Source organism: Nocardia sp. CC201C (assembly GCF_030010695.1).
GTDB classification, from domain to species: Bacteria; Actinomycetota; Actinomycetes; order Mycobacteriales; family Mycobacteriaceae; genus Nocardia; species Nocardia otitidiscaviarum.
Genome location: NZ_JASCXP010000320.1, coordinates 1 through 8,783 on the forward strand (window position 1 = coordinate 1; position 8,783 = coordinate 8,783).

Genomic DNA, 8,783 nt, shown 5'->3' on the forward strand with positions numbered 1-8,783 from the left:
CCGCGACCCCCACGGCCAGTGTGACGCCGTTCCCGGCTCAGGCCGACTACGTGACCACCATCGCGACCGAGGGGCGTCCGCTCACCCTGTCGGTGACGGTCGCCGGCGCTCGCTCCGTCGCCTATGTCTGCGACGGCGCGAGCGTCGAGAGCTGGCTGCGCGGCGACGCCGCCGCCGGGCGAACCGAGCTGTCGGGCAAGGAATCCCGAATCGAGGCCGCCCTCCTCGACGGTGCCCTCACCGGGGTGCTGACCATGGGGGAGCGCAGCTGGGAATTCACCGCACCCGCCGTGCGCGATCCGGCGGGCATCTACATCGACCGCGGCGCGGGCGCGCGCGACAGCTGGGTGGTCGCCCCCGACGGCTCGGTCACGGGTGTGCGCCGCAATGCCGACGGGACCACCTCACCCGCCCCGAGCCTGGCCCCCGACGCCCGAAAGGTGACCGGCGATGACGACGACTTCTGAGCCTCCGGCCCGCGAAACCGGCGGCAGCGCAACGGCTTCGGCCATCGCCCTGATCGTGCTCGCGGGCGCGGCCACCGCCGTCGCGCTCGGTGTCTACGGTGCCGTGCACACCCCGGCGGGCACCGCCGTGAGCCTGGCCGGATTCTCCAGCCCGGGCGCGGTGAAATCCTGGCTCGCCACCGCGGTGGTGGTGCTGGCCGTCGGGCAGGACATCAGCGCCCTGGCCATGTACGGCCTGCTGCCGAAGGTCCGGCCCGGCCGGTGGGCCTCGTTCTGGCACGTCTGGTCGGGTCGCCTGGCGGTGCTGATCAGCCTGCCGGTCGCGGTGCACTGTCTCTACGCCTTCGGTTTCGCCACCTTCGACACCCGGGTGCTGGTGCACTCGCTGCTCGGTTGCCTGGTCTACGGCATCTTCGTCACCAAGATGCTGCTGCTCACCCGAAAAGGGTTACCCGGCTGGGTGATTCCGGTCGCGGGTGGGTTGCTGTTCACCGGATTCGTGGGGCTGTGGTTCAGCTCGGCGGTCTGGTACTTCCGGGTCAAGGGCTTCGGCGCGTGAACCCGGCGGCCCGCCCGTACGTCGATAACCGTGAGCGGTCGTCTCGTCGGCCCCCTGCGAACAGGAGTGAATCCATGACCCACGACAATGACAACTCGACGCCCGACGCCGAGCCCGGCGGCCCGCGGCTGGACCGCCGCACCGCACTGGCCGGTGTGGGCGTGGCCGCGGCGGCCGTGACCCTGGCCGCCTGTTCCAGCTACGGCGGCGACCAGGCCGATTCGGGCGCGCCGGAGGAGCGGGTGGACGGGCAGCCCCCGGCCGAATTGGCCAAGACCGCCGACGTGCCGGTGGGCGGCGGGCTCATCGCCGGTGATGTGGTGATCACGCAGGCCGCGGCCGGAACCTTCCAGGGCTTCTCCTCGACCTGCACGCACGCCGGATGCACGGTGAACGAGGTGTCCGACGGCCTGATCAAGTGCCCGTGCCACGGCAGCAGCTTCCGGTTGGACGGCACGGTCGCCAGCGGTCCGGCGGCACGTCCGCTGAAAGATCGCTCGATCCGGGTGGAAGGCGACCGCATCGTGTCGGCGTGACGGTGTAATACCTCCTGACCACTGGTAACAGTTCTATCACGGCGCAGCCTGGCACTTGCCATAAGATAACCAGCGTTGCGAGAGTGAACCATTGGGTTTGGTGTTACTAGTGGGAAGGGAGGGGCGTTCCGCCCGGATCGCCGTCACCGCTTATGAAGCCAAGCATCATCAAGGCTGGTATTCGCACTGCCGTCACGGCCGCGGCGATCACCACCGTGGCCGGATTCGTCCCGGCCACCGCGCTGGCCGCGCCCGACAACCCCGCGCCCGACAGCCCCGCGATATCCGAACTGCCCCAGAAGCTCGCCGGGAAGACCGTCTTCCTGGATCCGGGACACCAGGGCCCCAATCACAATCAGAACATCGCCCGGCCGGTCTCCGACGGCCGCGGCGGCTCCAAACCGTGTCAGACCACCGGCATGGTCACCGTCAACGGCGTCCCCGAGCACACCATCAACTGGAATGTCGCGCAGTTGGTGCGGACCTCGCTGGAGGGCCTGGGTGCGGAGGTCGTGCTCAGCCGGTCCGACGACACCGGCTGGGGCGGCTGCATCGACGAACGCGCCGCCGCGGCCAACCGGTCCGGTGCCGATGTCGCGGTGAGCATCCACGCCGACAGCGCACCCGCCGAACTGCGCGGCTTCCACCTCATCGTTCCGCAACTACCGGTGCCCGACGCCAAGGCCACCGAGGTGCAGGGCGGACCCGGGCTGGCCGCCAGCCAGGCCATGCGCGACGCCTACGTGCGCGCCGGTTTCCCCATCGCCTCCTACGGCGGGAACGAGGGCCTGCAGACCCGCGCCGATATCGCCGGACCGGCGCTGACCCATGTGCCCGACGTCTTCCTCGAAATGGGCAATGGCGCGAACCCCGAGGACGCGCGACTGCTCGAATCGCCCGAGGGGCAATTGCGCCACGCGGTGGCCATCACCACCGGCCTGGCGGCCTTCCTGCTCGGACTGGACCCGGGCCCGGCCGAGCCGCAGCAGGCGGCCGTTCCGGAACCGGACCCACAGGTGCAGGCGCAGGCGCCCGCTCCGGCGCCGGAGGTCCCCGCCTATCCGGTGCAGCCCGCGCAGGCGATCGAGCCGGACCCGGCCCCGGGCGCTGAGCAACCCGCGGTGCAGCCGGGAACTCCGGACGAACCGCGGGCGGAGGGCGCGCCGGTGCGGCTCCAGGCACAACCGGTGGCCCACGACGACGCGACCGCGCCGCAGCAGGCGGTTCCGGGCGACGCGGTCGGCAACGGCATCCGGCCGATCTCGGAGGGTGTGCCGATTCCGGCCGGCACTCCGGCCGCCCCGCAGGCTCCCGGCGCACAGCCGAATCCGCAGGTGCCCGCCGCGGCCGCCAAGCCGAATCAGGCGGCACCGGCCGCACCGCAACTGCCGAACGCGAAGCCGAGTCCGGGGGCGACGGCACCGGCCACGCCGGGGGCGGACCAGACGAAGCCGTCGGAATCCGGTTCGCTGAAGACGCTGGTGCAAACCGCCGTGCAGCTGCTGGGGCCGATGGCCAAGATGCTCGGCATGAACAGTCAGGAGACCGGGATCGCCTCCAGTCTGGTCAATCTCGCCTACACGCTGGTCTCGACCCTCATGTCGGAGTTGATCGCGCCGACCAACTGAGCGCCGTGCCCGCCGACCCGTGCCGCCCTCGCACCGAATTACCCGGTGCGAGGGCGGTTTTCGTTGTCCGCGAGCACGGGCGCGGCGGGGGCGGGCGGTTCGTGGCGCCGAGATCAACACGGACCGACCGGCGCGTGGGATTCGGGCAAACTTCTCGCGATCTCGATGTCCGCTCGGGTGTGGCGTCACCCAGCCCCCGCTCACCGGCGGTGCCGTCACCGGGAGGCGCAACTGCGGACAACCGGGTGTCCTCTGCTTGGCAAGCATCCGGCGCGGTGGTTGCCTGAAACACGGGTCGGGTCATGGTGACTGGCGAAACAACGACTCGTCGATCGAGGTGAACTGATGGTGTTCGGCGTTGGTCTCAGTATCGGCACGGTCAATACGGTGTGCGCGACGGCATCGGACCGTGCGGGCAAGAATCCGCCCGGCCGTCGCCGCGGCGCGGTCCCCGTCACCTGGCGGACCACCCTCACCTTCGACAGTTCGGGCAATGCCCGCGTCGGCCGGATACCCAAACACGGTCGCGTCATCACCGAATTCGCCGATCTGACCCAGCGCGGCGCGCCGACCGCGCGCGTCGGCCACCGCGCGCTCACGGCACCCGATCTGGTGGCGACCGTGGCGTACAGCGTGATCGAGGAGGTGCTGGGGAAGGCTCCGGCCGCGGATACCGCCGTCACGGTGGCCCATCCGGCCGGGTACTCCGACGATCACGTGGCCGACCTGCGTGCCGCGCTCGCGGGCGTCGGGCTCGACCGGGCCACCCTGCTGGCCGAGCCCCTCGCCGCGGTGTCCTGGCTCGCCGCCGAACGCGGACCGCTCACCCCGGGACTGGCGCTCGTCTACGACCTGGGCGGCTCCGGCCTCACCGTCACCCTCGTGCGCGTGGGCGCGGGCGCGCCCGCCGATCCCATCGTGGGGGAGCCGTTGCGCTCGACCGACTACGGCGGTCGCGCCTTCGGCGGCATGCTCGCCCAGCATCTGAAGCGCCACGGCGGTTCGGTCGTCTCCCACGTCTCCGACGCCGATGCCGGCGATCTGCGCGCCCGCCATGTGCGCCGCTCCCTGACCCTGGTCTACCGGGGTCTGCGCATCGCCGACGTCACCATGGCCGATGTCGACCGCGTACTGGTCGTGGGCGGTGCGGCCCGCCCGCCCGAGGTCGCCGAGGTGCTCTCGGCCGAACTGGCACGCCCTGTCATCGTGGCGCAGGACCCCGAACGCACCATTGCCGACGGCGCGGCCATCGCGGCCCGCGACGCCCAACTCGACCACGAGGCCGCGACCCACCGACACCCCGGCTTCAGCCTCTTCCGTCGCCGCCTGGCCCGCGTCGCCGCCATCTGAGCGGTTCGGGTTACGGATACTTCCGTGCGCTGTGATGCGGGTCTCTTCGCGGTTTCGCGCGCATCCTCCCCGGTCACGACTCGCGGGTAACCAGATATCCGTGACAGCATTATTGACGTAACTCTTGTTTGGTGTAACCATGGGACACAGTTACCGACACTGAACTGGAGAGGCTGTGACGACGATGTCCGTAGCCACAACGCCCATCGACGACCCGATCGTCGCGGAAGCTCAGGAATACGCGCAGAAGCTGCTGCTGCTGTCGGAAGGGTCGGTGAACAAGCACTTCGACCCCTACGAGGACATCGACTGGGAGAACCCGGACTTCGACGCGAATACCAAGCCCGAGCGCTGGATCCTGCCCGAGTCCGCCGACCCGCTGGGTCGCCACCCCTGGTACCGCGCGCTGAGCGATGAGCAGAAGATCGCCATCGGCAAGTACCGCCAGGCCAATGTCGCCAAGGTCGGCCTGCAGTTCGAGTCCATCCTGATCAGCGGCATGGTGCAGCACACCTTCTCGCTGCCCAACGGTGACCCCGAGTTCCGGTACTGCACCCACGAGATGGCCGAAGAGCTCAACCACACCCTGATGTTCCAGGAGATGGTGAACCGCATCGGCATGGACGTACCGGGCATGGGCCCGCTCGTGCGCCAGCTGCGCCACTTCGGCGTACCCGTGGCGGTCATGTTCCCGAACCTGTTCTTCATGGCGGTGCTCGCGGGCGAGGAGCCCATCGACCACATCCAGAAGCAGATCCTGCGCTCCGGCGAGGACGTGCACCCGATCATGCGCGGCGTCATGGCGATCCACGTCGCCGAGGAGGCCCGTCACATCTCCTTCGCGCACGAATTCCTCAAGCAGCATGTGCCCGAGCAGGGCGCGCCGCAGCGCTTCGTGCTCTCCATCGCCATGCCGATCGTCATGTGGATTCTGGGCCGCTCCATCGCGACCCCGCCCAAGGCGTTCTTCCAGGAGTTCGACATCCCGGAGAAGGTGCGCAAGGAGCTGTTCTACGGGTCCTCCGACGCCAAGCAGGTCTTCGCCGACTACTTCGTGGACGTGCGCGCCCTGGCCAAGGAGATCGGCCTGATGAACCCGGTCTCCAAGGCGGTGTGGAAGCTGCTGCGCATCGACGGCCCCACCTCCCGCTACCGCTCGGAGCCCCTCCGCGGCAACAAGGTGGCCTAGATGCCGTACGTCGTCACGCAGTCCTGCTGCAGCGACGCGTCCTGCGTCTACGCCTGCCCGGTCAACTGCATCCACCCCACGCCCGACGAGCCCGACTTCCGGACGGCGGAGATGCTCTACGTCGACCCGAAGGCGTGCGTGGACTGCGGCGCGTGCGCCACCGCCTGTCCGGTGGACGCCATCACCTCCTCCAAGAAGCTGACCGCCGATCAGCAGCCGTTCATCGAGATCAACGCCGACTTCTACCGGCAGGAGCGGCCCCGGCCGCTGCTGGCGCGGCCCATTCCCGCGCCCGAGGTGAAGCCCGGCCGGGAGCCGCTGCGGGTGGCCGTGATCGGTTCCGGACCGTCGGCCATGTACGCCGCCGACGAGCTGCTCACCCAGGCCGGGGTGCAGGTGACGGTGTTCGACCGGCTGTCCACGCCGTACGGTCTGGCCCGCTTCGGCGTCGCGCCCGATCACGCCAAGACCCGTCAGGTCGCCAAGCTCTTCGACACCATCTCGGCGCAGCCGGGCTTCGGCTCGTATCTGAATGTCGAGATCGGCAAGCATATTTCGCACGAGGAGCTGCTGCGGCACCATCACGCCGTGGTGTACGCGGTGGGTGCCTCCGCGGACCGCAAGCTCGGCATTCCGGGCGAGGGGCTGCCGGGCAGCGTCTCGGCCACCGAGTTCGTGGCCTGGTACAACGGGCATCCCGATCATGCCGATCGGTACTTCGACCTGTCCCAGCGGCGGGCGGTCATCGTCGGCAACGGCAATGTCGCCCTCGATGTGGCGCGGCTGCTGACCACCGATCCGGAGCTGCTGGCCGGGACCGAGGTCTCGCCCAAGGCGTTGCAGGCGCTGCGGCACAGCAAGATCGAGGAGGTAGTGGTCGTCGGGCGTCGCGGTCCGGCCGAATCCGCCTTCACCGTGCCGGAATTCGTGGGTCTGCTGGGCGCCGACGTGGATATCGTCGTCGAGGGCGAGATTCCCGAGACCCCGGCCGACGCGCCGCAGAAGGTCGAGCAGAAGCTGAAGCTGCTGCGCGGACTGGCGGAGCGGCCGACCGGCGGGCGCAAGCGCATCGTCTTCAAGTATCTGGCGTCGCCCACCGCGCTCACCGGGGTGGACCGGGTGACCGGGATGGAGCTGGTGCGCAACGAACTCGTCGCCGACGCCGACGGTGCGGTGCGGGCCGTGGCCACCGAGCAGACCGAAACCCTGGATACCGGACTGGTTCTCACCTCGGTGGGGTACCGGGGTGTGCCGCTGACCGGGCTGCCGTTCGACGAGCGGGCCGGGGTGGTGCCGAATCTGGACGGCCGGGTGTTGGAGGCCGCGGGTGGTGCGGTGGTGTCCGGGGCCTATGTCACTGGGTGGATCAAGCGGGGACCGACCGGTTTTATCGGCACCAACAAGTCCTGCGCACAGGAAACCGTGCGGCAGCTGGTCGCGGACTTCAATGCGGGACGGCTGCCCGAACCGGCTGGTAGCGCAGCCGAATTCGACCGCTTGGTTGGAACTCGACAGCCGCAGGTCGTCCGGGGTGGTGCCGCCAACCATCCACGACGTTCGTTGCGTCTGCTGGTGCGGAGCCGCTAGTTCCGAGTAGGGCTCGGAAACCGACCTCACGACCGCCGTATGCGAACTACCTGCATACGGCGGTCGTCCTGTTTGGGCGAATAATCCTGCTGCGTACCGCGATTCGAGAGTTTCCTCCGGGCGAGAATCGCTGCGCGACCGTCCAGGATGTGTGAGTTGTGTGATCGCGTGTAATACCGCGGGGCGGCCGGACGACGTCCTTCGTGTGACCGTCCGAGTGTCGACCGGGTAGCGGTCTATTCCATTCCAAATACCGAAGTTTCGGGTGAGCAACCCAGCAGTGACCCGAAAATTGCCGTGTCGTACGGACGTCGCGGTTTTGTTTTCCGGACTCTTCTCGCGTACCGGTTGGTATTGAATGGCGTTCGCTGAGTTGTAGCCACAAAGCAAGACTGGTCGGTATTTCTGGGCTGTAAGTTGGCTGCGATCTTGGTCTTGATGCTGTCCGACCAGTAGATTCGCAAACTTGGCTACCGTTCACGAAAACTTTTCCACCGATTCAACATTCACGTCCGGCACGAGCCAGCTAACCTGAACGCGCTGTTTGGTAAACGACCGCGACCACATGGTTGTGCGACGTGGGGCCGTGGTCACGGTGCGTTGACGGGATAGCGATGACTGTTGGTTTTGGCATGAGCATCGGCACAGTGAACTCCGTGTGGGCGATCACCAGCTCGACGTCGCGGGCGGCGGGTGAACGCAATCGACCCGCTGTCCGAGTCCGGCGCACGGCCGTCACCTTCGACAGTGCCGGCGGTGCCCGAATCGGTGGAATTCCCCGATTCGCCCCTGTTGTCACGGATTTCGCCGATCTCAGCCGCGAACCCGATCCGGTGGTGGTGGGCGGCCGCATCTGGTCGCCCGCGGATCTGGTCGCCGCGGTGGTCAACGGGCTCATCGAGACCAATGCTCCCGAGGCGCCCGCCGTAACCGCCTATCCCGCAAGCTATTCCGACAAGCACGTCCATCGGCTGCGGCGGGCGCTGGACTGGTCCGGTGGATCCGACGTCCTGCTCATGCCCGAACCGGTGGCGGCGGTGGAATGGCTCGACGCCCAGCACGGCATCTCCGAGGACGGCCTCACGCTCGTCTACGACCTGGGCGGCAACAGCCTCGATATCGCGGTGGTGCGCACCGAGGCGGACCGCGGTGAGCGCGGGATACTCGGCCGGGCCGAACGCTCCCACGACTACGGCGGCCGACCACTCGGCACCCTGCTGGCCCGGTACGCGCGCAGTATCGCCCCCGACGCCGCCCAACCGGTTTCGGCGGTGGTGCCCGCGGCGGACACCAGCAGACTGCGTACCTGGCATATTCGCAATTCGCTACGGCTGGTGCGGGCCACGGTGCACCGCTGCGGGCTGAGCCTCAACCACATCGACCGCATTCTGCTCATCGGCGGCGCGGCCCGCCCGGTCGAGGTGGGGCGGGCGCTGAGCGAACTCGGACTGCCCAACATAATGTCAC

The 8,783-nt window shown here is 68.7% G+C and carries 7 protein-coding genes and 1 pseudogene; all 8 read left to right on the forward strand.

Annotated elements, in window-relative coordinates:
• Positions 1-467 (forward strand): hypothetical protein (locus tag QK444_RS26695; protein WP_282784844.1); only part of this gene is annotated, 467 nt, incomplete at its 5' end.
• Entirely contained in the window at positions 451-1,026 is a 576-nt protein-coding gene (locus tag QK444_RS26700; protein ID WP_282784846.1) for a DUF6529 family protein, read from the forward strand. The genes QK444_RS26695 and QK444_RS26700, both read left to right, overlap by 17 nt.
• 74 nt (positions 1,027-1,100) lie before the next feature.
• On the forward strand, positions 1,101-1,562 hold the full coding sequence (locus QK444_RS26705) for a Rieske (2Fe-2S) protein (protein ID WP_282784847.1): 462 nt from the start codon (positions 1,101-1,103) through the stop codon (positions 1,560-1,562).
• A gap of 152 nt (positions 1,563-1,714) precedes the next feature.
• Positions 1,715-2,518 (forward strand): annotated as a pseudogene (locus tag QK444_RS26710) (N-acetylmuramoyl-L-alanine amidase); the annotation flags it as partial.
• A gap of 1,017 nt (positions 2,519-3,535) precedes the next feature.
• The gene (locus QK444_RS26715) at positions 3,536-4,540 is read left to right on the forward strand and encodes an Hsp70 family protein (RefSeq protein ID WP_282784849.1); all 1,005 of its coding nucleotides are present in this window, start codon (positions 3,536-3,538) and stop codon (positions 4,538-4,540) included.
• A gap of 184 nt (positions 4,541-4,724) precedes the next feature.
• On the forward strand, positions 4,725-5,729 hold the full coding sequence (locus QK444_RS26720; protein ID WP_282784851.1) for a diiron oxygenase: 1,005 nt from the start codon (positions 4,725-4,727) through the stop codon (positions 5,727-5,729).
• Positions 5,730-7,316, forward strand: a complete 1,587-nt coding sequence (locus QK444_RS26725) for an FAD-dependent oxidoreductase (RefSeq protein ID WP_282784853.1) — start codon at positions 5,730-5,732, stop codon at positions 7,314-7,316.
• A gap of 632 nt (positions 7,317-7,948) precedes the next feature.
• On the forward strand, positions 7,949-8,783 hold an 835-nt coding region (locus QK444_RS26730; protein ID WP_282784855.1), incomplete at its 3' end, for a hypothetical protein.

Bases quoted from the DNA above. Each gene is read 5' to 3' on its own strand.
- QK444_RS26700 (WP_282784846.1), top strand. From the start codon at position 451: ATGACGACGACTTCTGAGCCTCCGGCCCGCGAAACCGGCGGCAGCGCA.
- QK444_RS26725 (WP_282784853.1), top strand. From the start codon at position 5,730: ATGCCGTACGTCGTCACGCAGTCCTGCTGCAGCGACGCGTCCTGCGTC.
- QK444_RS26705 (WP_282784847.1), top strand. From the start codon at position 1,101: ATGACCCACGACAATGACAACTCGACGCCCGACGCCGAGCCCGGCGGC.
- QK444_RS26720 (WP_282784851.1), top strand. From the start codon at position 4,725: ATGTCCGTAGCCACAACGCCCATCGACGACCCGATCGTCGCGGAAGCT.
- QK444_RS26715 (WP_282784849.1), top strand. From the start codon at position 3,536: ATGGTGTTCGGCGTTGGTCTCAGTATCGGCACGGTCAATACGGTGTGC.